At 55.6% G+C, this 23,871-nt stretch carries 23 protein-coding genes, 1 tRNA gene and 4 pseudogenes; 8 read left to right on the plus strand and 20 right to left on the minus strand.

Annotation, left to right across the window (positions count from 1 at the left end; translation table 11 throughout):
* Positions 1–18: 18 nt before the first annotated feature.
* The 4 genes and pseudogenes from AC1Z1G_RS15770 to AC1Z1G_RS15785 form a co-directional block, all read right to left on the minus strand.
* Positions 19–1,068, minus strand: coding sequence for an NAD(P)/FAD-dependent oxidoreductase (locus tag AC1Z1G_RS15770; protein ID WP_483620986.1), 1,050 nt, complete (start codon positions 1,066–1,068; stop codon positions 19–21).
* Entirely contained in the window at positions 1,058–4,033 is a 2,976-nt protein-coding gene (locus AC1Z1G_RS15775) for a LodA/GoxA family CTQ-dependent oxidase (RefSeq protein WP_483620987.1), read from the minus strand. The genes AC1Z1G_RS15770 and AC1Z1G_RS15775 overlap by 11 nt, the downstream gene beginning before the upstream one ends.
* A gap of 728 nt (positions 4,034–4,761) precedes the next feature.
* Complete coding sequence (locus AC1Z1G_RS15780) at positions 4,762–5,607, minus strand: hypothetical protein (protein WP_483620988.1); 846 nt, start codon at positions 5,605–5,607, stop codon at positions 4,762–4,764.
* Positions 5,608–6,025: 418 nt separating this feature from the next.
* Positions 6,026–6,168 (minus strand): annotated as a pseudogene (locus tag AC1Z1G_RS15785) (transposase); the annotation flags it as partial.
* Positions 6,169–6,461: 293 nt separating this feature from the next.
* Here AC1Z1G_RS15785 and AC1Z1G_RS15790 point away from each other — a divergent pair.
* Complete coding sequence (locus tag AC1Z1G_RS15790; RefSeq protein ID WP_483620989.1) at positions 6,462–6,752, plus strand: hypothetical protein; 291 nt, start codon at positions 6,462–6,464, stop codon at positions 6,750–6,752.
* 320 nt (positions 6,753–7,072) lie between these two features.
* Here the strand turns inward: AC1Z1G_RS15790 and AC1Z1G_RS15795 are convergent.
* Both AC1Z1G_RS15795 and AC1Z1G_RS15800 read right to left on the minus strand, forming a co-directional pair.
* Positions 7,073–7,331 (minus strand): annotated as a pseudogene (locus AC1Z1G_RS15795) (IS5/IS1182 family transposase); the annotation flags it as partial.
* Positions 7,332–7,429: 98 nt separating this feature from the next.
* A pseudogene (locus AC1Z1G_RS15800) lies at positions 7,430–7,726 on the minus strand (DUF4113 domain-containing protein); the annotation flags it as partial.
* 38 nt (positions 7,727–7,764) lie between these two features.
* Here AC1Z1G_RS15800 and AC1Z1G_RS15805 point away from each other — a divergent pair.
* Positions 7,765–7,917 (plus strand): hypothetical protein, encoded by a 153-nt coding sequence (locus AC1Z1G_RS15805; RefSeq protein WP_483620990.1) that lies wholly within the window; start codon positions 7,765–7,767, stop codon positions 7,915–7,917.
* 14 nt (positions 7,918–7,931) lie between these two features.
* Positions 7,932–8,138: a hypothetical protein gene (locus AC1Z1G_RS15810; protein WP_483620991.1), complete on the plus strand. Its 207-nt coding sequence runs from the start codon at positions 7,932–7,934 to the stop codon at positions 8,136–8,138.
* 440 nt (positions 8,139–8,578) lie between these two features.
* Here the strand turns inward: AC1Z1G_RS15810 and AC1Z1G_RS15815 are convergent, their stop codons facing one another.
* The 6 genes from AC1Z1G_RS15815 to AC1Z1G_RS15840 all read right to left on the minus strand — a co-directional run bounded on the left by AC1Z1G_RS15815 (position 8,579) and on the right by AC1Z1G_RS15840 (position 11,582).
* Positions 8,579–8,773, minus strand: coding sequence for a hypothetical protein (locus AC1Z1G_RS15815; RefSeq protein ID WP_483620992.1), 195 nt, complete (start codon positions 8,771–8,773; stop codon positions 8,579–8,581).
* A gap of 605 nt (positions 8,774–9,378) precedes the next feature.
* Positions 9,379–9,864, minus strand: a complete 486-nt coding sequence (locus AC1Z1G_RS15820) for a lysis system i-spanin subunit Rz (RefSeq protein WP_483620993.1) — start codon at positions 9,862–9,864, stop codon at positions 9,379–9,381.
* A gap of 10 nt (positions 9,865–9,874) precedes the next feature.
* On the minus strand, positions 9,875–10,300 hold the full coding sequence (locus tag AC1Z1G_RS15825) for a structural protein (protein ID WP_483620994.1): 426 nt from the start codon (positions 10,298–10,300) through the stop codon (positions 9,875–9,877).
* A gap of 61 nt (positions 10,301–10,361) precedes the next feature.
* Positions 10,362–10,727, minus strand: coding sequence for a tail fiber assembly protein (locus AC1Z1G_RS15830; protein ID WP_483620995.1), 366 nt, complete (start codon positions 10,725–10,727; stop codon positions 10,362–10,364).
* Complete coding sequence (locus AC1Z1G_RS15835) at positions 10,724–11,056, minus strand: hypothetical protein (RefSeq protein WP_483620996.1); 333 nt, start codon at positions 11,054–11,056, stop codon at positions 10,724–10,726. Before AC1Z1G_RS15835 ends, AC1Z1G_RS15830 begins: the two co-directional genes overlap by 4 nt.
* Positions 10,974–11,582, minus strand: a complete 609-nt coding sequence (locus tag AC1Z1G_RS15840; RefSeq protein WP_483620997.1) for a hypothetical protein — start codon at positions 11,580–11,582, stop codon at positions 10,974–10,976. Before AC1Z1G_RS15840 ends, AC1Z1G_RS15835 begins: the two co-directional genes overlap by 83 nt.
* 841 nt (positions 11,583–12,423) lie before the next feature.
* Between AC1Z1G_RS15840 and AC1Z1G_RS15845 the strand changes: the two are divergent.
* Positions 12,424–12,849: pseudogene (locus tag AC1Z1G_RS15845) on the plus strand (tyrosine-type recombinase/integrase); the annotation flags it as partial.
* A gap of 80 nt (positions 12,850–12,929) precedes the next feature.
* Here AC1Z1G_RS15845 and AC1Z1G_RS15850 read toward each other — a convergent pair.
* The 6 genes from AC1Z1G_RS15850 to AC1Z1G_RS15875 form a co-directional block, all read right to left on the minus strand.
* Positions 12,930–13,016: transfer RNA gene (locus AC1Z1G_RS15850), tRNA-Leu, on the minus strand.
* Positions 13,017–13,415: 399 nt separating this feature from the next.
* The gene (locus tag AC1Z1G_RS15855; protein ID WP_483620998.1) at positions 13,416–14,774 is read right to left on the minus strand and encodes an ATP-binding protein; all 1,359 of its coding nucleotides are present in this window, start codon (positions 14,772–14,774) and stop codon (positions 13,416–13,418) included.
* A complete protein-coding gene (locus AC1Z1G_RS15860) occupies positions 14,750–15,415 on the minus strand; it encodes a response regulator (RefSeq protein ID WP_483620999.1) in 666 nt (221 codons plus the stop codon). Before AC1Z1G_RS15860 ends, AC1Z1G_RS15855 begins: the two co-directional genes overlap by 25 nt.
* Before the next feature lie 152 nt (positions 15,416–15,567).
* The gene (locus AC1Z1G_RS15865) at positions 15,568–15,999 is read right to left on the minus strand and encodes a hypothetical protein (RefSeq protein WP_483621000.1); all 432 of its coding nucleotides are present in this window, start codon (positions 15,997–15,999) and stop codon (positions 15,568–15,570) included.
* A 29-nt stretch (positions 16,000–16,028) separates the two neighbouring features.
* A complete protein-coding gene (locus AC1Z1G_RS15870) occupies positions 16,029–16,796 on the minus strand; it encodes a COG4705 family protein (protein WP_483621001.1) in 768 nt (255 codons plus the stop codon).
* Positions 16,797–16,940: 144 nt separating this feature from the next.
* Positions 16,941–17,372: an SUKH-3 domain-containing protein gene (locus tag AC1Z1G_RS15875; protein WP_483621002.1), complete on the minus strand. Its 432-nt coding sequence runs from the start codon at positions 17,370–17,372 to the stop codon at positions 16,941–16,943.
* Between the two features lie 260 nt (positions 17,373–17,632).
* On the opposite strand from AC1Z1G_RS15875, the gene AC1Z1G_RS15880 reads away from it, so the two are divergent.
* Entirely contained in the window at positions 17,633–18,544 is a 912-nt protein-coding gene (locus AC1Z1G_RS15880) for a SphA family protein (protein WP_483621003.1), read from the plus strand.
* 17 nt (positions 18,545–18,561) lie between these two features.
* Here AC1Z1G_RS15880 and AC1Z1G_RS15885 read toward each other — a convergent pair whose 3' ends face one another.
* Both AC1Z1G_RS15885 and AC1Z1G_RS15890 read right to left on the minus strand, forming a co-directional pair.
* Complete coding sequence (locus AC1Z1G_RS15885) at positions 18,562–19,299, minus strand: hypothetical protein (protein WP_483621004.1); 738 nt, start codon at positions 19,297–19,299, stop codon at positions 18,562–18,564.
* A 141-nt stretch (positions 19,300–19,440) separates the two neighbouring features.
* Positions 19,441–19,965 carry a transporter suffix domain-containing protein gene (locus tag AC1Z1G_RS15890; protein ID WP_483621005.1) on the minus strand — a complete coding sequence of 175 codons (525 nt, stop codon included), beginning with the start codon at positions 19,963–19,965 and terminating at the stop codon, positions 19,441–19,443.
* A 190-nt stretch (positions 19,966–20,155) separates the two neighbouring features.
* On the opposite strand from AC1Z1G_RS15890, the gene AC1Z1G_RS15895 reads away from it, so the two are divergent.
* From AC1Z1G_RS15895 to AC1Z1G_RS15905, 3 genes are read left to right on the plus strand one after another with little or no spacing between them, the layout of a single operon-like run.
* The gene (locus AC1Z1G_RS15895) at positions 20,156–21,712 is read left to right on the plus strand and encodes an efflux transporter outer membrane subunit (protein WP_483621006.1); all 1,557 of its coding nucleotides are present in this window, start codon (positions 20,156–20,158) and stop codon (positions 21,710–21,712) included.
* A complete protein-coding gene (locus tag AC1Z1G_RS15900) occupies positions 21,705–22,844 on the plus strand; it encodes an HlyD family secretion protein (protein WP_483621007.1) in 1,140 nt (379 codons plus the stop codon). Before AC1Z1G_RS15895 ends, AC1Z1G_RS15900 begins: the two co-directional genes overlap by 8 nt.
* A complete protein-coding gene (locus tag AC1Z1G_RS15905; protein WP_483621008.1) occupies positions 22,834–23,868 on the plus strand; it encodes a DUF2955 domain-containing protein in 1,035 nt (344 codons plus the stop codon). Before AC1Z1G_RS15900 ends, AC1Z1G_RS15905 begins: the two co-directional genes overlap by 11 nt.
* Positions 23,869–23,871 lie beyond the last annotated feature (3 nt).

Here is a 23,871-nt window from a genome sequence, read left to right on the forward strand (position 1 = left end):
CGGCAAGCTCAAATAGCGCTAGCACCTGGCGCCCCAGAATGGTTGATCCCTCCACCGCCGCTCCGCATTATAAAAATGAACAACCTGTTGAAGATAGGCCTCACGAATAGCTAACAATTGCTGCGAGTATTTTGTCAGTGCCTGCTTACTGCCGGCTAGTGTCCCTATAACCGCCTGGGCTCCCCGCAAGCCTGTGTAAAGTGCGTTGAAAATGCCTTGTGATGACAGTGGATCGAACGCTAACGCAGCATCCCCCACAGCAAGCCACCCCTCTGCGCTCCATAAATCCAAACAGCTTCCGCTTGCATCGGTACTGAACAACGGAGCTTGTGTGGTCGGGTCGAATTTGCCGCGGATATGCTGTGTTGATGCCAACAGATCCGACCAGTCACTTTGATTTCGCATAATGCGCGAGGCATCCGCGGCCCCCACATGCAGCGCCACAACACGTCTCTCGTGAGGTAATGTCGCGGTGTACCACCATCCACGTGGGCTCGACTCAACCACCGTACGTGTTTCTTGATCTCTGTTCTGACACCAGGTGTAAAGTGCAACCAAATCGGAATCTTGCCGCCTCGACACGCCAAGACGCCGCGCCAGTATGCTCCGCCGCCCACTAGCATCAATAATCCAGCGTGGCGATACCACACCATCACTCAACGTTGCTCGCCACCCACCTGAACTTTTCTCAACTGCGTTCAGCCTGACCTTACGCCACTCAGCACCGGCAGAAATGGCGGCATCACGTAAACAGGCATCAAATCGAGATCGATCAAGACTCCATCCCATTCCATTCGGATCACGAATGAAATCGTTCGATCGGAGAACGTCTTCCCCCCAGGCAGCAAGTGTTCCCGAACAACTCACTGGCTCGCTAAGTTCAATCCAAGGCAATAACCCAAGATCACGGAGTAGGGGCCTCGCGGCCCCAATCAGGTTCTCGCCGATCTTTTTACTGGAAGAGCACACATCATCGACCAGCAGTACCCGATACCCCGCCAGAGCCAGAACTCGGGCTGAAACTGCTCCCGAAGGTCCGGCCCCAACGATCAAAGCATCAAGACACATCTTTTCTGCTCACGATACGTCGAAACTCCTCCAACTGCTCTTTGCTTTGCCAGCCGGCCTTACGCAGCCTGTGCTCTGCTGAACCAGGAACAACCGACGCATCCAGTTCCAGTAGTGTGGGCAGCTCTTTCCCGCTTTTAAGTGACTCAACGAAGATCGTAGGTGGAATGTCAGGATCATTCTGTTCGCCGGGCTTTGCCTCTACTAAGCCCATCTCACCGAACTCGCTCACCATTTGCAGCATTTGTTGTGGCCCGGAACCCGAGAATCCCCTTAGCCACGACAGGCGCTTATTAAAAGCTGCGATACGCTCTTCCCGTGGCAAAGATGAGTCCATTACTGTGACGTAATCCGCCTCGGTAAGAACTTGATTGGGGACTCGAGCGGGCCAGAATGAAGGGATATATGGATCATATTCAGGATCGTACCCGGAGCGGCAGAACACTGTATCCCCCTGCCATGGCAAAGCCATCCACCGCGACAAATCGCCAGGCTGCTGGCCATACAGAGGGCCTCCAGGCTCCATAACGATTTTCTGAGTCAACTTGCTACCGTACTCTGGTACTGGGTCACTGGCGGGGCGTTCACGGATCCGAAAAGGTGCTCGGTAGAGAGAGCCGTGACGCATGGGCCAAGTCAACTCGCATCCTGGGTGGAACGCATCAGCAAGGCAAAAATGAAGTGCTGCCTGATCCAACATGGCAGGTTGTTCAGAGAGATCGACCTGACTCAGGAGTCGAGGCGGCTCATAATCGGCATTCCAGTCGTTCTCAAACTTACCTTCCACCCAGAGCTGTAACAGTCTGGAGCGAACGTCCGACAACGCTAAATCATCCTTAGGCGAATTATCAAATGAGCCATAGGCATCACCATAGAGCCAAGGCCAGGTCCGAGGCTCGTTTACCTGCGTGTCGGCAGGTCGAAATGCATTGAAAACCACCCGACGCAACTCTTCGTAGGTGTCTGGCTCACCAGAAGACGGTCTGTGTGCAAGCTTAGCAATCAAGGTGGGATCACTAAAGTTGAACTGCCCTCCTTGCCCGAACATTGTGGCGAACCCCTTATTCACCCATTGCAAGTTATTTAGCCGGCTCAGTGCTGGCAGCACGTCACGGGTAAAAGAGGCCATCTCAGGGAAAGGCAGCCCACCGCCTTCAACATACACATCTGTTAATTGATCGTATAACGTTCGCCACCCCACAATATCAGGCGCGAAATTGGGTGGTGCGACAACGACCCAGGCAGAGTCAACAGGAATACTACGACCTGCAATACTAACGGTCGCAGTGACAGGCCCATCAGAGGTGTCGTCATACCAGCCATTGGCATTGTTGAAGCTGCTTGGCTTCGCGGGATCATAGATTGGTTTCCCCGCAGGCGAAGCAGAAACCCCATATCCGCCCAGCACTAGAAGTCGCCCTACAGGATCAGTCCGCAACTCTCCAAGGTCCACAACGGTGCCTTGGAACTCCCCTGTATTGAACTGATACTCCGCACCACTTGTTTCTTTACCCGCAATGCTACGAGCGCCCGGATCAATGGCTAAGCCACTTCGAGCCGCGCCTTTGACATCAGCATTACGCAGTGGAAAAGCGTCCTCAGCCGCTTCAGGAATATCAAGCGCATTTTGAAACTGGTACCACTGCGCCTTGCGATTCGCCAGGTGTACCTGCCAAGCGATAGTGGCCGTATCGCTGGTTAATTCACCAACGGCCTCTCCAGCGGCGTTATAACCGTAAATTCTAAAGCGGGCAGCTTGCCGCTTAAGTGCACCGCTGCTATCGCGCATATCACTGGCCTTAGCAGGCATTGGCTCAATAACTTCTGGTCCGATATAAAAGCCATCCGATGCTTTGCTATTACCGACACGTGCAATACCAATACCGGGATGAATGGCTGCTCGAACAATCACGCTGTCCTTACCCGCTGGCCACACAGTTTCAGGCCGCGGAACCTCCGGCTCTCCCCTTGGCTGGCCGTTCACGTTATGTCGCAACTCGGCAGACGCCTGATAAATAACTTTACGGGCCTGCGCGAGACTCTCAACAGGCTCATGTTCTTTGAGGGTTCGCCATGGGTTGAATGCGAGCTCCTCGCCATAAGCAGCCTGCCCTCGTGCGGTGATATCTTGTTTCGGTAAAATCAGGGTTGCTACATGCAAAGGAGGTGAAAGTTTCTCATCCCAGCGAGCCATCGCATTATCAAGTGGCATTGACTCAGGGTCTAACCGCATCTGCACTAGAAAACGATAACGAACCTCACCGCTGCTTAGACGGCGCTCCATGTCGGTCTTCAGGTAGGTCGGATCCTCGTAATTAGGCTCTGGCCATACAACATCAGACTCTGGTTCAATTTTGTACTTGCAATATCTCCCCATACCAAAGCGAAATGGAATCACACTCCAGAAGCTTTCAGTCAACACTGACGGTACACGCTTCTCCATTGCCTTAAGAACAGCTTCAGTTTCTGGATTTTCCTCTAACCATTTATCGTACTCCTCTTTCCCTATCATTGACGCCTTTGTGAAGCCACACATATCACGTGCATTCTTAACAAAAAAAACATCATGATTCTGAAATACAAAATCAGCAGTGGGTGCATATTTATCAAGCGGTAGCACTTTTTCGCCGGCGACATCAAACAGCTTTATTCCAAGGCCAACCGTTGACTTGAGATCTGGATATCCATCAGGGATATCACTGGAGAACCGTACCCAAGCCGGGTAACTCGCAGCCCCCGAAAATATGCCTACGCGATATTCTTCAGGAAGACCGGGTACAACTTCAAGTCGCCCCGCTGCCACACCATGTAATCGAAGAAAAACGGGGCGCTTCGCTGGGCACTGACCTTTTTCAATTCGCCCACGCTGTACAATGTCAACGAACATATGCCGTAAACATTCGATCGGATCATCATCACAATCACAAGGAATATCTGCCAGAGTAGAGTATTGAGTTCCTTTCATGCTATCACCTCATCAATGAGTCTTTTAGTTAGTATCTGCCACACAGCGAGCACTAGAAAACCTTTCAACCTCATTAATACGCTTACGTAAAAAGACCAACACTACACTCAAACAGGCTAGGAGCAGGCATCCCCTTTGACGCCCTGAAAAATCACCAGCCAACAACTATTAAAATATTATTAGCCTCCAGACCTGACACTTCAGTGTCGATTTTTCGCTCGAATTACAACGCCACCCCTTAAACAGATTCGAGTCTAGCTGATCCCTAAATCTCAGCCAGAAAGAAAAAGCTATATAGCTCCAGACTGATATAGCGAAGCTAACACTTTTCCATCTGCTCTATTGCTGACAGCTGGAGCGGCCAGCTATGAAGGTGCAACCTTGTCAACGTGCTCAATCAACAGGAGGCTTGGCAAGGCAATGTATGCTGGCTGAGTCTATGACGGCAGGAGGCTCTGGCTACAGAGCTGAACAAGGAACAGGCATCAGTGAACTATTGCGCCCTAGAAGCGGGCAGAGCTTATGGTTCTACACTAGGAAGATTCGATCGAGCTTTCGAGTGAATGCGAGCCAGGCTCGGTGCAGATACAGTGCCCCCCTTGACTACTGCCATTCCCTATATTGATCAGCAGCGAAATCGATTAGCTCGACAGCGCCGCTGATTAATGTGTTTTTCAGAGTGAATATCTCCACCAAGAGATACCCACCCTTAGACCACCTATTGAAAACTAAGGGAACGGAGCATTCTCAATAGACTCTTCTAGCAAATCCTTCAGCCTCTCATAAACGGCGTCAGATACAAGATCCCACCCTGATTCAAAGAACCTAATGGCCAATCCCTTAACCAGCAAGTCAAACGACTCATAATGCGACTTAACAAACAGAGCCCTCCAACTGTTCTGCGTGTACGTCATATAGGTAAAGGCATAAGCCGTACTCAAATAACCATCATCTTCACGTATCACTGGGCCAATCGCCCACTGAGACGACTCTCGATAATTGAATTTATTATTCCAGAAGAACGTGCCCACATTATCTACCGGCACACTAGTATCAATCGCCATCTGCTGTGCAAACAGCGCCATGGCATCGCTTGCCCCTTTACCAAGAATCAAGCCAACGGCAGTTTGAACAATTTTATACAACTCAATCTGACCACTATTATCTCTCTGATTAACCACTTGCTCATTGTTATAACTGATCAACGCCCACTGCGTCCACTCAACAATAGCCGTAGTAACAAACCCCCAATATTCTTTGGAGTTTCTTTTTTCAATATTCGACCAATCGCTTTCACTCCAATCATTCTGTTTTGCTATACCCAATGTAACCCGCTGAATCCAGAGCAGCGTGTACTCGACCATCTTCCTTTCTTTGGCGGTAACCTCAGGAAGAGAGATCAAGTTCTCATTGATCGAGGAGGTACTTCTTGGGCGAATATCTTGCGCGCCCGCCCTCGCCTTCACTGCCTTGCTTCGCTCAAAGGCTACTACCTTGGCAACCTCTGACAATTTCCCTTTAAGTTCTTCGGATGGATAGATTGCTGCAGTCTGGTAAAATTTATTTGGTTCCATTAAGTGAGAGCTCCATGCTATAAATTTGCGACAGTCGACATTGACAGTCGCCAACTACCAGCCAGTAATTACTGACTGTCCAACACCGCTCCTTAGTCTCGGACATGCAGGCGAGTTAGAAAGCATCAGAACGCAAGACACCAACTCAAAGCACTTCCACCCCTAGGATTTAATTCATCAAGTATCAAGATGCATCAGCATAGCTGTTAAGCAAACGCCCACCCAAAGACAGATGCCTAGAGCCATGTACGACTATCAGTATCCTCGCCGTAGGATAAATACCACTCCGTGATCAATCTGTGCATTTCCTACTCACTTGCAGTCCATCCCATCTAAAGATAGAACGACCCAATTGAGAAAATCACCTGGCGCCCTTCACTTCTGGGCCGTTACTGCCACCTCCGACTCCCGCTCATACCTGAACCAACAAACGCCTGAGGTTCTTGTCACCGCGCTTGCTGATGCCGAGTAATTGGCCTTGCCACCAGTGCTGTACTGCCTGGGCACCAGGCCCACAGACGCCGCGAAGTCACGACTGCACTTGTACTGTTGACCAGCGCCGATACTTGAAGCACCGCCTGAAAGGTAGAAGCTCGCGCGTTGAGATTTTGGCGAGACTTCATCGCCAGCGCGGGTGCGAAAAATGCCTGCGCGCGGATGCTGGGGCATCTGCCAGGCAGATTGTCGACCGCGAGCGCCAGAGATCGGCCAAAAGTGGCCGGTGGTCGTAGCATTTCGACTGTTGCCGGCGTTTGACTAAGCTAAATAAATCGGGGCGAACTGAAACCTGAGTGATAGCGACCATCAACAGATCTGGATTGGCATCAAGACGGTAACTCCCAAAGGAGACGACTATGTATGCGGTTATAAGAACCTATTTGGGTACTGGAGCACAGCAGCTCTTCGCTCTTTTAGAAGAGCATAAGGCTGACGTCGAAGCTACCCTGCGGACAGTGCCTGGCCTCATAAGCTACACACTGCTGAATACTGGGGATGGCGGTACGTCGGTGACTGTTTGCACGGACAAAGCCGGCACCGATGCGAGCTTGAAAGTCGCGCGCGACTGGATTCAGAAAAACGCCTCGAATATCCACACGAACCCGCCGATCGTAACGGAAGGCCCGGTCATTGTGCAGATCAAATAGCGCACCCTTCCGATTGATCTCACGCGACGACTGCTGTCGCAAGTTTTGTACGTTTGCGTCGCAGAGATGTGATCGTCCGCAAACTATCAGATTGGGTTTGCTTGCGGTGGAAGCGAACGACGGTTCAGGGTCGGCTGCTGCACTTCGCGACAGGCAGCAGTCGACCCAGAATGTGTAAAAACGCTCTGGCCTCATCGTCTTGGACTATCGACCTTCGTTGGCTGGGCATCGCACGGCCAATGCTGCGGGTCGAATCGGTAGCGACCTGAAGCACGTCAACGCTGTTTTTACAGCCTCTGAAATGGGCCAAAATCGGCTTTTTATGCCGACAGCGCCTTCATCAAACCGTTAGCACCGATGATTTTCATGACCCGTTTCATGTTGTAGGCGACACACTCAAGCTCATCTGCGCACTCACCCCGGCCAGCTCTCGCCTCAGGAAGTGCGTCGCTTCCATTCATTGTTTGAGCGCCCCGAAGGGATGCTCAACCGAAGCTGAGTTTCCTCCAATACGGCTTCATGCTCCCAGCGTCTAACTCGTCGTTCAGTGCTCGGTGTGCACTGAGATTTCAACGCGCAACCCTAGCATTTTGAATCGCCCCTGATTAAGTAGACACTCAGGAGCGTCCGCTTTTAGCCGACTCTGTTGAAAAAGTCGGGCCGTCCAAACGACCTGATCATTGATGCACGCCGCTACGTGAAATCCGAGTCGTATAGCTCTGACTCATCATTTCTCGCCGCATGGCCCAATCCGGATGGCTCGGTACGCTGGCTGATCGAAGCGTCTCCCTGCCCCAGCGACCGTTGACTTGATCCAGCACACTCATCAGCTTGGTAGAGGCGCCGGGCTGTGACGCGGCAAACAGGTCCTCGGTGAATTCGCCCGGCTGGCACAGGTTCAGCAGCATGACCTCGGCCTTGCTGTAATGGAACCCCGGCCGGAAGACATGCTCGAGCGCGTCGACCGCCGCCCGGTCTGACGCCGCACGTCAATGCAGCGTTCGACGCCCGAATGTTCGACGCCAGCCTGTTGCAGATTCCCCTGAGCGATACCGACCCGGCGCTGCACCGGCTCATGTTGCAGCATCTGGACAGCATCGGCCGCATGAGCGCCAATAAACTGCCCAGTGGTCGAGTGACCAACCGCCCTCCACTGGTCAAGTGACCATCGAAGGCAAGATGTACGATTCACAAACAGGTGAAATCGTCGCCGCCACAATCGACCGCCGCACAGGCTCGCGTCGTCCAATTATCGGTCTGTTTGAAAGCAGCACATATGACAAGTGGAGCGACGTGACGGCGGCAGGAAAGTACTGGTCGGAAAAAATGCGTTATCGCCTGTGCATGCGCCGTGCAGCGACCAACTGTGTTGAGGCTGTCGAGTAAGTCAGCTCACCAGCATGCCATGACCCGCAATCCGGCTATCGCCGGGTTGTGTAGGGCTTTAACGACTGTAGTTCATCAGCCTCGCAATCGGACGAGACTCTGCGTATCCAGTCATGGCCCGGATACAGCAGAGTTAGATGCTAAGCCAACCATTGCCGTTCTTCTGACAAAAGCTGCGGCAGCGCTCGACTGAAACTACGCTGATCTTTGAGACGTGTATTTTAGGCTATTGAACAATAGGTGATGCCGACAATTCGTTGAGCAGTCGCTGGGGCAAGTCGGGCGCGCAGCATGATCTATTGTCTTCCCGCCACTGACATTTTAACCGCAAAGCGCTCACCCACCCCTGAAGTTGGCTAGCCGTGCCTCAGCTGGCTCGGTAAACCACTCCCCAGCTCCGCCCGGGTCATTCCTGCCACTGCGTTAAAGCTGATGGTGCATCACTGACACGCGATCAATGCCGCCCCTAACTCCCGCTCGTAACCCATCCGATGCCGACGCTCAGCCAGCAGCACCCGCACCTTCACCTCGAGCGAATCCGCTTTCTTTAGTTCAACTGCTGCGAAAACCGGTACCGAAACCTTCGGCGCCCGACACGGCACCAGCATTGGCACCTCCACCCGGACAGCGCGCATTTCCGGCTCCTGGGTTGCGCACCCGGCCAGCACCACTTACGCGCCGCGGGCATCAGCTTTGCTTGCTGCTAATCGGTGGTCTAAGGTGGGTAGGGATTTATAGGAGTTCACCATAGGCCTCACGAATCCAAAGCGAACTCAGCAACCTTGTCGATGTAGACGCTAGGCTTAATGGGGAATTAAATTTTGTTGCTACGAAAGTTTCTACCTTTCTGCTTTCTATTCACAAGTACAGCCAACGCTTCCTATGTGATGCAGTGCACTCTTGATGGTGTCGTTGTCTCAGAACCCAAGATCAAACCCTCGTACTTGCGAAACGGTCGGGAGCACGAGATAGAACGAGAGGTGATGCGATTCCAGTTCGCTGTTCAGACGGCATCAGCCGCTGGTCGCGCTGACAGTGATTGTGGCCGGGCACTCGGGGGCAAGACTATAGCGGTGCTTCTCAATGCTAGTTATTCGAGAGTAAAAAACATTCGGAAAAATGATCGACTAGCGATCAACTATCTGAAAAAGTCAGATAGTGGGATGCCCGAGAGAATTTCGCTCTCCTTGCCAGACTAAGTTTATGGCACAGCCCCGCGCCGGGCTTTTTGTTCCCTCCTCTACCGACACACCTCCTGCACGTGCCGCTGCAACTCCCTTAGGGCAGCTTGGTCGGCGATGACCCCGGCGCGGATATCGAAAACAGTTCGTTCAGCAGTTGGAGCGAGTTCGATGGTGACTGCATTGCCCAAGCTGGCGGTGCTGGTAGTACTGGGCACACTCCCGCTACCGGCACTACAACTGCCCGCGATGCGCAGCCGACGAGCAGAGTCGTCAGTAGCACGACGCAGCCTTTCGTTTTCAGCGAGATCACTGGCTTTCTCCTTGGTTGCCTTGGCGTCGATATCGGCCAGTGCCTGATCGGCGGCCTGTTGCTTCTCCAGCACCTGGCGCGCTTGAGCTGAAGCGGCATTGCTGATCGTGGTTAGATCAGCTTGGTGGGCCTTGGACTGATCTACCAACTGCTTCCGCATCGCCAGCCCTGCACCTGCCATGTGAAAGAACAAGCAATGCTGATCAGCACAACAAGGCTGATCAACCGCCACGCCCCAGCACTCACAGCAACGCCCTGCGCACGCCTTCCAGCAGCACCGCCTCCGGATAGGCGTACCCGGCGTTTTCGTGGCGGATGATCGCTTTGACGAAACACAGCATCACCGCCGAGGTGGTCAAGTCGACTTCGGCGCCCGGCCGGGTGCAGGTGCTCGCTTCGACGGCACGCACGTAAGCCTCGGTGTTGTTCTCGTTGGTCGGCGCCCAGCGGCCGATCAGCAACGCCACCGTCTTCAACTGGTGCTTGCGCTGGTAGGTCAGCAGCAGTTTGCCCAAGGCACGAATGCCGTTCTCGGCGGTGTCGAAGCGGGCAAAGCGTGGCTTGGGTACTCCGACTTCCAGGCCGAGCTGGCCCTGCCAGGCGTTGCGCGGGCTGTAATCGATGTTTCCAGGGTTTTGGTTGCGCACTCCGCGCGTCTCAATGGTCATAGTTTTCTCCAGGCAGAAAAAACCCGCTCAAAGGCGGGCGTGATGTTCGGTTGTGGACCGGTTACGTCAGGTCAGCTGCATTGAGTTGCGGCGAGGCGCTGATGTCGGGCGCGGCCGGTTCGACTGGCCAGGTGGGTGCCGCTGGCCAGGCTGCTTGGCCGGTTACCTTGCCCAAGGCGAACTTGTAGCTCTTCCATGCCTTCAAGGCCGGCAACAGTTCCGCCTGCTCATACTCATCGCCTGGAGTGGATTCGCCAATCTCGATACCGTAACCGATGGTGTCGACTCGGTCCTGAATCCGGGCGATCTGCACCGCCGCGCCAGTGTTGCGCAGGGACAGCTCGGCCTTGGCCGCCGCCAGGCGTGCGGCCGAAGCGGCCGCGTCCTTCATGGCCTTCGTCACCAGTTGAGTCCAATCGATGTTCATGCCGGTTCCTCTTCGGGGTGACGGGTCGCTTCGGGCAATGGTCGCGGCAAGACCACCGGGCCGTTGGGCACATTCAGCAGGTCCGTCGGAAACGCCTGCTCCGGGCTGTAGTTCGACGAGATCGGGAACAGCAGCGTGAGGGTCAGTTCCCCACCCTGCTTCTCGACCGAGCCGGCGAACCACTCGGATTTGATCGCACTGCGCGGCAAGCTGTCGCCCTCGCCCATGGCAGTGAAATCGAAGACCTCACCATTGATCGACAGCGCATCGCCGTGGCGCACCACCGCGAAGGCATCGCTGCGGATCTGCGGAGACAATTTGATAATCATGGGTACCACCTTCCGATTGCGACGGCTGAAATGCTGGAACCTTCGCCCGGAACGAAAACGTCGGTTCCAGTGGCGAAATGCCTGATCGTGACCGAGGTGCTGGACGCGCCCAGCCGGGTAGGCGCTCGGTGCGGCGTGTGATCACCTCATCGAGCTTGCCCTCGGCAATCAGCTTGGTTTCTTCGTCCTGGTCGACTTTGGCCAACAGGCCTTTGACGGCACTGATATCGAGGCCTTCGAATTGGGTCTTAAACTGGTCAAGCTCGGTCTTGATGACCTTCCCGTCGCGGATCAGATTGGCGTTCTTGGTCTTCAGACCAGTTACTTCGGCGTCCAGCGCACTCTGAAAAATGCCGCCCAAAGCGGTTTTCAGCGCAGCCGTTTTCTCGGCATCAAGCTCAAGGCCAAGCTCAGCCGGATCAAAATCAAAAGGTATGTTTTTTCCCTTGGGAAATGTTTGAACCTGTTTTTCAGGTATAAAAAATCCCCGACATGACCAAGGCTTATAGTTCTTTGTAACTACCACTAACTAATTAAAAACACAGCCAACCTGCAACACCAAAAATAAAATAAAAACAATCAAGCTATTAAGTAGCCAACTCTCACTCCCGCCAACTGAAAACAATTTCCAGTAACAAAAATATAGCATTCACACTTACTTTCAAACACTGGCAGTAAAGAAAACCCAGTTCTAGACTCGACATACCGACCGTACTGGCCGGAGCCAAGAGGAAATGCAAATGGAAAGCATCTCTATAAAAACGACTCTATTATTGGGTCTAATCGCGCTCTCTGGATGCGCCGGTATTGATCTTGGAAGCGAGGGACTGGTTTACTACGACCCAGAACCATATGTCCTCGTAACCACCAACAAAGATTGTACTCAGACCATAACCCCAGTAACGTTACCTGGAACTAAACGCTCTCTGAAATTCAAAAATGGCCTAGGACCTGCCAAACTTAATGTAACGCTTACGAACGGTATGATCACCACAATCGGGCAAGAAACCGACTCGCAAATCCCTCAAACCATCACCGCTCTCACCGGGCTCGCGACACCTCTAATTCAACGTATTTGCAGTGAGGGGTCAGTTCTATTGAAGCGCGACGGAATAGGCGATCATTTTGACCTTCCTAGACCAACGCCTGCTCCACCAGCCGCACCTAGAATCTAATTATCGACAACCAGTATCAATCCGCGCATCACTAGATAATCAGCGAATTGTGCTCTGCTAGAAGCATAAGGTGGAGGTCGCATTCGATTACCTGGTGTCGCGCGGTTCAGCGGAGTCTTTTTGCCGTTTGTCTCGGATGCATGAATGCCGTCGATATCATCGAGCTGTACCAGCGGTTAGCGGCCTGATAGTCAGGTGACCGATACCCGACTCATGGATGAGCGGGATGTGCGTGACGGCCAAATCTGGGTACTTCAGGGCAAGACGAAAGCCAAGCAACGGATAGAGGTGACGGGGGAGCCAAAGGTTTTGATTGATCGAATCATGTCCCGAAAGTCAGGACACAAGGTCCGCTCGACGCGGCTCATCGTGTCAGAGGAAGGCGCACCAATGACGGTGGCAATGTTGCGCAGAAGGTTTGACGTGGCCAGGGAAGCGGCAGGTGTTGCAAAAGCTGAATTTCAGATGCGCGATCTACGGGCGAAGGCCGGCACTGATAAGGCAGAATCGAGCGGCGACATTTTGCAGGCCAGAGATCAACTTGGGCATACGACCGTCGTAATGACCGAGCAGTACATCCGTAATCGCAAAGGGAAAAAAGTCTCGCCAACTAAGTGAATTGCGGACCAATTCGATAATTGCGGACCAGAAACGACAAGGGCCTGCGAAGGAAAAACCCCGCAAGCCCTTGATAAATATGGTGCCCGAAGCCGGAATCGAACCGGCACGCCCTTACGAGCGGGGGATTTTAAGTCCCATGCGTCTACCAGTTTCGCCATTCGGGCGGTAGCGCGGTAAAACGATCTGAACGTCTGAAAAATGCCAATGGCGTTCATGTTGCAGAGCTGGGGGAATATATACAGCCATTCCCTAGTAATCAAGCTCACCAGTGCTTATTTCAAGACGAAATCTTACGACGGCATGCAGAGAATAACCCCTGTAAATCATTGACCTACAGAACTTATCCATAATGGAGACCAAGGTTTGCGCAGATCCACCAAAGGTAGACTGCTAACCCTGCGACACAACATGCAGGCCTGAGAGGCTAGCACGATAATCATCTCGCAACCAACTGATTTTTAAGGGGTTATCACCACACCTTGGTAGGGTTTTCATCCGATTGAGCCGCTGCCGGGTTCGCCCTGGGCCACACAATCAAGAGCATTTAAGCGGCGCCAGGTCGATCACAGCTTTGCCATTGGCAACCACACCGAGACACACAGCCCGCGTAGGTCCTCATCATCGGAAAAACCCAGGCGAACCCGTGCGCCGTTACGGTCCGCAATAGCCTTGACGATGGAAAGCCCCAACCCGGAGCCCACCTCATGACTCCCGAGGCTGCGATAAAACGGGTCAAATACACGCTCTCGCTCCTGGACCGCGATCCCGGGCCCCGAGTCCCTGATTTGCAACAAAACGCTGTCGCCTTCAATGCCAACACAAAGGTCTATCCGCCCACCTTCCGGCGTGTAACGAATGGCGTTGTCGACCAGATTCTTGACCAGCGCAATCAGGTCGATCTCATTCAGCAGCACTCGTACATCCTGCTGACCTTCAACTCCGATGTCGATGTGCTTGACCTCTGCCAGCGGCAACAGGTCCTCCAGCACGCGGCGATAAACGTCATGCACGCAGACCTGCGAACTGGGTAGGTTCACGGTTGATTGTGCAGAAGCCAGCATCAACAGTTGGTCAATCAGGTTCTTGCCGCGCTCAATCCCTCGACACAAAGGCAACAGACGCTCGTGCGCCAGGGGCGACATCTGGGCAGCGGACAGGCGCTCGGCTTGCAGGGATAACGCGGTCAAAGGCGACCGAAGTTCGTGAGCAGCGTCGGCGACAAACCGGCGCTGTGTTTCCATTGACTGCTCGACACGGCCAAGCAATCGGTTGATGGCCAGAACGAAGGGCCGGATCTCGGTGGGCAGATGACGTTCATCGATAGGATGCAGTTCCTGTTCGTTGCGCTGGTCAATTTCAGAAGCCAACACGGCGATCGGCCGGAACAACTTGCGCACCAGATCGGCCACCACCAGCAACAACACGGGAAACAGGATTAGAAACGGTAAGAGGCCGCGCCACGCGCTCTCTCGGGCATCTTTGTCACGAGCGTCGATTTCCTGCGCGACCGCGATACGCTCACCCTGTGTCGTGGTTCTGACCAGGACACGAAATGGTTCGCCGCCGACATCCAGGGTAAACAACCCATCAGCCAGTGTTACCGGTAGCGGCAACGGTGACCAGGCATCCCCGTTCCCCGACGCATTTTTGCCATCGGCCAAGTACTGAACAATGACCCTGGACTCTTCATCGTCACCCTCGATACCGGCGCTGCCTTGAGGATAGGCCAGGGTCATTTGCTGCCGGTCAAAAAGAACCGCCACCTGACGCAAGGTATTGTCCTGCATCTCGTGGGCTTCATCGAACGCGGACACAAACGCGAAAATGCCCGCCACAATGGCGACAATCAGAATGGCCAGCGACAGGGACACGGACAGCCTGAGCTGTACCGATTCACTCAGCCGTTTTTTGAAACCATCCATCCCACTCCCCTTACGTTTTTGATGACATGGCTACCCAACTTGCGACGCAGCGCATGGATCAAGAACTCCACCGCATTGCTTTCCACCTCATTACCCCAGCCATAAATACGGTCTTCAAGATCGCTGCGCGAGAGAATCGCGCCGGGCCTGATCAACAGCGCCTGCAACAAGGCAAACTCGCGATTGGACAGTTGAACAGCCGGGTTCTCCTGCGTCGAGGCTTCTTTTGAAGTGGGGTCGAGCGACACCACATTGTTGCTGAGGATGGGCAACGCGCTGCCACCTTTACGCCGCAGAACGGCACGCATGCGGGCGAGCAGCTCTGCCATTTCAAAGGGCTTGAGGACGTAATCATCAGCGCCTCCATCGAGACCGCGCAGCCGGTCATCGAGGCTGTCCCGGGCGGTAATGATCAGCAACGGTACGGGGTTGTTGCCGGCACGAATGCTATTGAGCACATCCAGCCCATCCTTGCCCGGCAAACCGAGATCGAGCAGCACCAGGTCGTAATGCTGAGTCTCCAATGTCGCCAAGGCGGTCAGACCATTACGAACCCAGTCGGCGGCGTAACCGGCATCCGTCAATGCACCCTGGATTGCATCTCCGATCATGGGGTCATCTTCAACCAGCAATATCCGCATGTCCCTCTCCGATGATGAATGAGGCATGACACCCGGCTGAGGCACCTGTCAGCCGAGAATGTCATGCCCGCATTGAATCACCTGTTCAAGCGTTCACGAAGCGGTTTATCCAGCCTCTGACAGGATCACTTCGTGCTTTACCGTGATTTGATCTATTGCATGGACCGGAAGGTTTTCAGCAAGTCATCCATCGACGCCTTGCATTCGCTCAGTGTTGGACTGCTGGCACGCAAGGCCTCGAGCGCTCGGTCGATGGCCTTGTCCAGCACATGCCAGTCGCTCGCCGCCCGAGGTTTGATACCCGCCTCGGCGCTGTCCCAGGACAACTCCAGGTCCTTGATCCGGGTTTTCGCCCCCGGCAAGTCGTTCTTGTCGACGAGCGCGGCAACGTCTGCAGCAATTCCCTGGAAAGCCGTCAGATCTCCCAGTTTGGAAGCTGAACCTGAGACCTGCACGTTGGCCGCACTCGACACGGCACCCGCTTTCGGAGCGTCGGCAGGCTTGGAACACCCCCCCGCCAGGCTCAGCAAAGCAATGGCTGACAAGATAGCGGCGTTACGAATGACAGTTTGAACATGGGCCATGATGAATCCCCGATTGGCTTTTGACAGTGTTATTGAGTGACGAGTTTGCGATTGCCGACGCCGAACTGCGCGACAACCACCAGGATGACAATGACCGCAAGGAAGATGGCGCTGGTCCAGGTGGCCCCCATACCGAGGCCGCCATAGGTTTTGGCTTGAGTCAGCAGGTCGCCCAGGGAGGCGCCGAAGGGGCGGGTCAGTATGTAAGCGATCCAGAAGGTCAGAACGACATTGGCACCCATGCGCCAGGCGATGAGCGTAGCGGCGATCAGCCCTCCAAAGATCACGGCGCCCAAGGTAAAGCCGAGGCCAAGCGCTTCGGTGGCTAGGTCACCCGCCGCCGTGCCCAGGGCGAAAGTGCAAAGCACTGTGGTCCAGTAAAACCATTCCCGGCGCGGCGTGACGATTTCATTGATGGAGAGATTGCGCTCCGCCGCATACCAGATCACGAAATTGATCGCCAGCAAGATGGAAAACACCGCCGTACTGGCGTACAGGCTGACACCCAGCTTATCGGTGAGCAAATCCGTGATCTGCGTTCCCACCACACTGACCAGCACCACCGTCAGCCAGTAAATCCAAGGCGTATAAGCACGCGTGCGAAACTGGCCGAACAACGCCATCGCCAACAGGGCTGCCATGCCAAGGCTGGTCACCCCCTGCCCCAGGCCGGCATCGACAGCGAGAAAGTCGGCACCTGTCTCACCCACCGTGGTGGACATGATCTTGATGACCCAGAATGACAGCGTCACCTCGGGAACTTTGTTCAGCCAATCGGCTTTTGTCAGCGACTTCATGTGACCTCTCCATAACAGCGCTGCAGTTCGCGCAAAGGAGAGGCTACGCACGCAAACTTAGCTAAGACTGAGGAGCAAACAATGAAGCCGAAGCGCTGGCACCCTCACGGGAGATAAACAGCAAAGGCCTGGCTGATATTCCAATCAGAGGCGCTTCTCGTTTCCTCTGCGACCCAGCAGGATGTTTTCAACGGCGACACTGAACGACGTGTCTATCAACACGAAGGCGTCGTTTATGCAGTTCATGTGGTAGCAGGCGCCTTCAGAATCAATGAGCAGTGTGCAGTACCCGAGGTTTATCTCGGCGATGCCGATGAGCGTTGTGGACAGGCGTTGTTGCCAGGCAAAAAAGTCGGAATCGTCTGCCAGGTTCAAATCCGTGCCAAAGGCAATATCACCCCTGGCGAAATCTTCACCCGCACCGGAGCTGAGCACGTGCAGCCCGTCAAACTCCCTGAGCAGCGCGGCAGCCGGATGGTCAGCAGGAACGAAGTCCGGCAGGGGCCGACGGTCTGTTTTGGGCCAACCCGCCGCCAAAAACAGTGGACGTATTGTTTCGGATAATTCGATCGGCATTTTCTCTGTAACCCTTACACACGCTGAATGTCGGTTAACTGTTCAGCCACGACCCGTGGCCGCAATTCATCAACCCGGTTAATGGGGGGGTCAGCCATCACACTGAACACCTGATGCAGTCTTGAGTGCGTGAAGCTGCAAAAAAAAACGCTCTTTTACAATGAATTCGTGAGCTGGAGCTACTATACGATCCACTGCCACCACTCATTTCCTCAAGTGATGAGACCCCCATGACAAGAACAAGAAGTCTTTGCGGCTTTATGGTTTTGTTGCCAGCCATTGCCGCGCAAGCAGATGACGGAGGCATCAGTTTCTGGCTGCCAGGCCAGTTCGGCACACTGGCTGCGGCGCCGACGGAACCTGGCTGGAGTATGCCGCTGGTTTATTACCACGTCAGTGCCAGCGATGGCGGGAACAAACCCGTCCCACGCGGGGGACGGACCACATTTGGCCTGGATGCAAAAGCCGACCTGCTGTTCGCCAGCCCCACCTATACGTTTACTGAACCCTTGCTTGGCGCCCAGGCTGCGATCTCGATGGTCGCCGCCGTTGGGCGCTCGCACGCCAGTATCGACGCCTCGTTGACCGGACCGCGCGGCAGGACATTTTCCGGCGGGACGGACGACAGCCTCAAAGGCGGCAGCGACGTCTACCTGCTGGGTACATTGAAGTGGAACCACGGGGTTCACAACTTCATGGCCTATAGCATGGGGAACCTTCCGGTCGGTGCTTACGACCCTGATCGCCTGGTGAACATCGGGCTCGGCCATGCGTCTCTGGATGCCGGGGGTGGCTACACCTACTTTGACAAGACGAACGAATTTTCCGCTGTCGCGGGCATGACCTATAACTGGGAAAATACAGACACTGACTATAAAAACGGCATAGATGCTCACCTGGACTTGAGCGCCTCGCACTTCATCACCGATCAGACCCATCTGGGCCTTGTCGGTTACGTCTACCATCAAGTGACGGGCGACAGCGGCAGCGGTGCCACGCTTGGCGACTTCAAATCGCGGGTCAGCGCTGTCGGACCTCAGGCCGGACACTTCTTCAAAGTCGGAAAAGACCTCTGGTACACCAACCTCAAGGGCTACTACGAGTTTGATGCGAAGAACCGCCCGGAAGGCTGGAACACCTGGCTCTCCCTGGTCATACCGCTGTCCAATTAGATCGATATTGCAAGGGGTCAGGTCCAGTCGAAGGTGAACAACACCAGGCCCTCGACAGGCTCGTAGAACATCACAATCATATCGGCCCCGCTAATACCGTAATGCACAGCCGGAACACTGAGGACATGCTGAAAGCGTCGCTTGGCGGGGCTGAGAGGCCAGACACTGTAGTCACCGCTATGGTCATTGGCCGGGATGATGTCCATCGGGAACTTGACGGTTCCGACCCAATTGGCGAAGCCTTGAGCTTCACCTCCCAACTCATCGAAGAACGTATAGCGCTTTCCACCGTGCTCCGGCCAAGTCAGGTAGCCCCGCTCGCGGTAGCTGCGGCGGGCTTCCTGATAGGCGGCGTGTTCGGTGAGGTAGTGCTGCTGCAACTCGTCGCGCACTCCGGGGTGCGCTTCGGGCAGGTCTTTGTTATCAGCGTGCAGAAAGAAGTAGCGCGGATCACCACATAGACGGTAGCGGCCATTCTCTAACTTGAAACCGATCCAGTTGGTCTTCAGCAGTTCCCCATCAAAGCCCATGTTCTCAGTCAAGTCACCGACCAACCCTTCATAGGGCTCCACGGGGCTGAGCAAGTGCAAGCGGCCAGACCATTGCGGATTGACGCTGCTGGCGTCGATCGACAACAGCGCAAGCATATGCTGGGCAAGCTCCTGTTGATCGGCGACAAACACGTCGCTGGCCTCAGGGAAGGCAGTAGCGTGCTCCGGGAGTCGAGTGAAGTCCGGCAATGTTGCTGTGGGCATGGAGAGTCCTTTCGTTGAGGCGATGGTTCAGGGTATCGAGACAGTTTAAAGCCTGAGGCCCTGAATAGCAGCGTGCTCTCGCCCCTCACTGGCGACGTGAAATGACGCTTCTGATGGCTATCAACGTTTGCGCTCTTTTACTCACACTTCAGGGGTGTTAACGACCCGTGCAGTTCGGATAAACAATGCGCGGACCTTATCCCAGAAGTTCCCCCCCAATACGAAAAAGCTACTGACCAGCATCGCGTCGCCAAGGAACTGGGCTTGCCAGAGGTTCGGCCGCAACCCTGGCCAGAGGCTGTCGACGTAAGGTTCAAGAAATGCTGAGATCAACGGCAGGCAGAACATGACGAGGCCAATTCTGTGACGCACCGGACCCACTTCGGACTCCACCGTCGGCACAAGCGCAGACATGTAACCGAACAGGCTGCGCTTTAACTGCTTGAAGCCGGACTTGCCCATGATCGCGATGACCAGAATCAACAGGACCTTGTTGCTGATGAACAAGATCCCGGTCAGCGCCGCGACTTTTGGGCCCGGCACATCCGCGGCGGCCGCGATAGGCACCATCAACCAGGAGAGTGGAACCAGACAGAGCATCGCGATTCCCAGCTTGAAACGCCAGCCAGCCGAATGGGGTTCAACAATACCGGAAGTGGTATTCATGATCATCGTACCTTTATCGAGATTACGGCTGGTTTGATAGCGCTTAAAAAGCGTAGCAGCTGCCACGCAAGCGTGACCCTCCAGATTCCCCCCCTGCAAATCCACACGGCAATCGCTGGACCAGCCCGGCAAACCGCCCCCTGCTCCAACGGCTATGCTCCAGTGATCTTTCTTGGCTGGAAAAGATGCAATGCATTCAAGCACCGCCCTGCTGATTCGGTCGGGCCAACTGCTCCTGCTTGGGGCACTCGGTCTTGGCGGCTGCATGCGTGTAGGGCCAGACTTTCAACCGCCCGGCGAGGCGTGGATCAAACACTGGGAGAGCCCCACACTTGAACAGTCCAGCCAACAGGGACTGAGTCCGGATATCCGTCAGTGGTGGCAGGTCTTCGCCGACCCGGTTCTTGACGCCCTGATTGCCGAATCGGATGCACACAACGCCAACCTGAAAATCATGGGCCTGCGTGTGATGGAAGCCCGCGCGCAACTTGGCATTGCCCAGAGCGGGCGATACCCGCAGCTGCAACAAGCCAGCGCCGAGAGCCTGTACACACACCGCAGCCAGTCTGGCGGGAGCAACCCTCAGGACAGCCGCTTCTGGCAATACAGTGCCGGGTTCGACATCGGCTGGGAGCTGGACTTCTGGGGACGCTTCAGCCGTGCCATCGAGTCGTCCGATGCCAGCTACTTCGCCGCCCAGGCCAACTACGAAGATGCACGGGTACTGCTGCGCGCCCAGGTTGCGCAAACCTACTTCTCCCTGCGCACCACTGAAGCGCGATTGCGCGTCGCACGGGAAAACGCCAGGCAGCAAAAGCGCAATTTTGAGATCACCGAAAAACTGTTCAAGAGCGGCCAGAATGCCGAACTCGATTTGCAACAGGCCAAGACCCAGTACCTGGGCACCCTAAGCAGCATTCCCGACCTCGAAGACCAGGTGCAGCGCACCCGTAATGCACTGGCCGTGCTGATCGGGCAACCGCCTGGCGCGTTGCCGCAGTTAGTGGAAAATCAAGGATTGATCCCGCTGGTCGACCGCACCGTGTTGCAAGACGTACCGGCCAACCTGCTGCTGCGTCGGCCCGATGTACGCGCAGCAGAGCTGAACGTCGCCGCGCAGTCGGCGCTGATCGGTGTGGCCAAAAGCGATTTCTATCCGTCGCTGACCTTGTTCGGCAGCATCGTCTGGTCGGCCAATTCACTGGGTGGAACGTCAAACAGCCTGGACCTGATCGGCGGCCCCAGCCTGCGCTGGAATCTGTTCGACCACGGTCAGATCAGCAACAACGTGCGTGTGCAGGATGCACGGTTGCAGCAGTTGATCGAGGCCTATCGCGACAAAGTCCGCCAGGCAGCGCGCGAAGCCGATGATGCCGCCAGCGGCCTGACCCGTTCCCTGGAACGTGAGCGCATCCTGCGCGAAGCCGAAATCGCCGCCAAACGCTCACTGGTGCTGGCCAGCGCTCAGTACCGTGAAGGTTACTCAGACTTCCAGCGGGTGCTGGATGCTCAGCGTGCGCTCCTTGAACAACAAGACAATTACCTGGTCAGCCGGAGCAATGCCGTGAGCAATCTGATTGCCCTGTACAAGGCGTTGGGAGGCGGCTGGTACAGCGCGCAACCCACCGTCGATCGAGGCACCCGCCAAGTGATGGAAAAACGCACTGACTGGGGTGACCTGCTGAAAGAGCCCGCCGTTGCACAGCCGGCCTTTCCCACGCCACACGAGGTAAACGTCGATGAGTGATACCTCACAGCCCTCCCCCGCAGCGCCGGCCCCAAAAGCGCCGGAGCCTGCTCGCGACCCGTCAAAAAAAGGTCTCAGGTGGGTGCTCCTGCTCATTCTCTTCAGCTTGACCTGGTACCTGCTGGCTGACCGCTTTACACCCTACACACAGCAGGCACGGGTGGGCGCCTTTGTGATTCCGGTGGCCAGCGAAGTGGCGGGACGCGTCATCCGCGTGAATGTGCGCAACAATCAGGACGTCAAGGCTGGCGATATCCTTTTCGAGGTAGACCCGCAGCCGTATCAAATCGCCGTTGATCGTGCGCGCGCAGACCTTGAGTCAACACGCCGACAGATTGGCGCCAGCACCGCGGGCATCATGTCGGCGCAAGCCTCCTTGCGGGCCGCCCAGGCCAATGAACTCAAGGCCCGGCAAGATAATCAGCGCCTTGAAGGCTTGTACCGCCAGGACCCGGGAACCATTTCCGTACGCCTGCTCGAAGTGTCTCGTGCCAATCGCGAACAAGCGGTCAGTCAGGTGGCCGCTGCTCGTGCCGAAGTTCAGCGGGCCCGCGAACAGGAAGGCGGCAGCGAGGAAGAGAACGCCCTGCTGCGTAGCGCCGCGACAGCGCTGTCAAAAGCCGAACTGGACTTGGCCAACACCCGCATAGGCGCACGCTCGGCGGGCCTGATCACGGACCTGCGCACCGACGTTGGCCAGTTTGCCCCTGCCGGCAACCCGGTGATGACGCTGATTGCCATCCACGATGTGTGGATCAGCGCGGACATGACCGAAAACAACCTGGGCCTGGTCAAGCCCGACACCCCGGTTGCCATCGTACTGGATGCGCTGCCCGGCACTGTCTTCGAGGGGCGTGTACGCAGTGTCGGCTACGGTGTCAGCGTGGGCCCGACGACAGCACCCGGCACCCTGCCGAGTATCCAGAACAGCCGCGACTGGTTGCGTCCGGCGCAGCGTTTTCCGGTGATTGTCGAGTTTTCCTCAGACGCTTTGAACACGCTGCGTGACAGTCGCGCCATCCGCGTTGGCGGCCAGGCTGAAGTCATGGCCTTCCCCATGCAAGGCAATCCGCTAAACCCGGTGGGTCGCTTGTTTCTGCGGCTGATGAGCTGGCTGTCCTATGCCTACTAAGCGCGTGCCTGGGGGGCTGCGTGCGATACGCCTGGCCACGGGCACGGCATTGTGTCTGGCCGCCAGCTTCGGCCTGGGGTTGCCGATCCCCTTTCTCGCGCCGGTGCTTGCAGTGTTACTCCTGGCTACGCTCAATCGCCCGCTGCCCTTAAAGGCCGGTGTGGCGCTGGCACTGGTCGCCATGTTGACCACCGGCGTCGGTCTTTTGCTGATCCCCCTGCTGCGTTACTACCCTGCCAGCGGTGTACTGCTGATTGGCACCAGTCTGTTCCTGGTGTTCCGTTTGGGTCTGCGCGGCGCCAACAACCTGATTGTGACGTTTCTGGTGATTGGCCTGACCATGATTCCGTCGGCCGGTGTCGCTGATTTTGGCCTGGCGGTCATGGTCATTGGCGCGCTTGTCAAAGGATTGCTACTGGCCGTCATTAGCGTGGGTTGCAGTCATTGGCTGTTTCCCGAGCCCGGCAATACGCCGACACCCCCCGTAGCCCCGACCCTGGCGGCCGAAGACATCGCCAGGGTGGCGCTGCGTGCAACCCTGATCGTGTTGCCGGCATTTCTGTTAGCACTGATCGACCCGGCCAGTTACTTACCGATCATCTTGAAAGCTGTCAGCCTGGGCCAACAAAGCTCCACAACGACCGCTCGCAACGCCGGGCGCGAACTCCTCGGCTCGACCTTGCTGGGTGGCCTGCTGGCCATTCTGTTCTGGTGCGCCCTGAGCTTGTTTGTGCACCTCTGGATGTTCTTTTTGTGGATGCTGCTGTTCGGCTTGATGCTGGCACGCAAGCTGTATGCACTGAGCCCAACCCGACAAAGCCCAGGATTTTGGCTTAACAGCCTGCTTACGCTGATTATCCTGTTGGGCCAGTCCGTTCAGGACAGCCTGGCAGGCAAGGATGTCTACACCGCTTTCGCCGTGCGTATGGGCCTGTTCATCGTCGTAACGCTTTATGCGTGCCTGATGGTCAACCTGCTCGATCAGCACCGGCAAAATGACAGCGTCAGGCAAGCCGATCGCTGATGC

The organism is Pseudomonas sp. JL27(2026) (assembly GCF_056933555.1).

Coding starts and splice junctions, on each gene's coding strand:
- AC1Z1G_RS15770 (WP_483620986.1), bottom strand. CDS start 1,068: ATGTGTCTTGATGCTTTGATCGTTGGGGCCGGACCTTCGGGAGCAGTT.
- AC1Z1G_RS15775 (WP_483620987.1), bottom strand. CDS start 4,033: ATGAAAGGAACTCAATACTCTACTCTGGCAGATATTCCTTGTGATTGT.
- AC1Z1G_RS15780 (WP_483620988.1), bottom strand. CDS start 5,607: ATGGAACCAAATAAATTTTACCAGACTGCAGCAATCTATCCATCCGAA.
- AC1Z1G_RS15790 (WP_483620989.1), top strand. CDS start 6,462: ATGTATGCGGTTATAAGAACCTATTTGGGTACTGGAGCACAGCAGCTC.
- AC1Z1G_RS15805 (WP_483620990.1), top strand. CDS start 7,765: ATGTTCGACGCCAGCCTGTTGCAGATTCCCCTGAGCGATACCGACCCG.
- AC1Z1G_RS15810 (WP_483620991.1), top strand. CDS start 7,932: ATGTACGATTCACAAACAGGTGAAATCGTCGCCGCCACAATCGACCGC.
- AC1Z1G_RS15815 (WP_483620992.1), bottom strand. CDS start 8,773: ATGCGCGCTGTCCGGGTGGAGGTGCCAATGCTGGTGCCGTGTCGGGCG.
- AC1Z1G_RS15825 (WP_483620994.1), bottom strand. CDS start 10,300: ATGACCATTGAGACGCGCGGAGTGCGCAACCAAAACCCTGGAAACATC.
- AC1Z1G_RS15830 (WP_483620995.1), bottom strand. CDS start 10,727: ATGAACATCGATTGGACTCAACTGGTGACGAAGGCCATGAAGGACGCG.
- AC1Z1G_RS15835 (WP_483620996.1), bottom strand. CDS start 11,056: ATGATTATCAAATTGTCTCCGCAGATCCGCAGCGATGCCTTCGCGGTG.
- AC1Z1G_RS15855 (WP_483620998.1), bottom strand. CDS start 14,774: ATGGATGGTTTCAAAAAACGGCTGAGTGAATCGGTACAGCTCAGGCTG.
- AC1Z1G_RS15860 (WP_483620999.1), bottom strand. CDS start 15,415: ATGCGGATATTGCTGGTTGAAGATGACCCCATGATCGGAGATGCAATC.
- AC1Z1G_RS15865 (WP_483621000.1), bottom strand. CDS start 15,999: ATGGCCCATGTTCAAACTGTCATTCGTAACGCCGCTATCTTGTCAGCC.
- AC1Z1G_RS15870 (WP_483621001.1), bottom strand. CDS start 16,796: ATGAAGTCGCTGACAAAAGCCGATTGGCTGAACAAAGTTCCCGAGGTG.
- AC1Z1G_RS15875 (WP_483621002.1), bottom strand. CDS start 17,372: ATGCCGATCGAATTATCCGAAACAATACGTCCACTGTTTTTGGCGGCG.
- AC1Z1G_RS15880 (WP_483621003.1), top strand. CDS start 17,633: ATGGTTTTGTTGCCAGCCATTGCCGCGCAAGCAGATGACGGAGGCATC.
- AC1Z1G_RS15885 (WP_483621004.1), bottom strand. CDS start 19,299: ATGCCCACAGCAACATTGCCGGACTTCACTCGACTCCCGGAGCACGCT.
- AC1Z1G_RS15890 (WP_483621005.1), bottom strand. CDS start 19,965: ATGAATACCACTTCCGGTATTGTTGAACCCCATTCGGCTGGCTGGCGT.
- AC1Z1G_RS15895 (WP_483621006.1), top strand. CDS start 20,156: ATGCATTCAAGCACCGCCCTGCTGATTCGGTCGGGCCAACTGCTCCTG.
- AC1Z1G_RS15900 (WP_483621007.1), top strand. CDS start 21,705: ATGAGTGATACCTCACAGCCCTCCCCCGCAGCGCCGGCCCCAAAAGCG.
- AC1Z1G_RS15905 (WP_483621008.1), top strand. CDS start 22,834: ATGCCTACTAAGCGCGTGCCTGGGGGGCTGCGTGCGATACGCCTGGCC.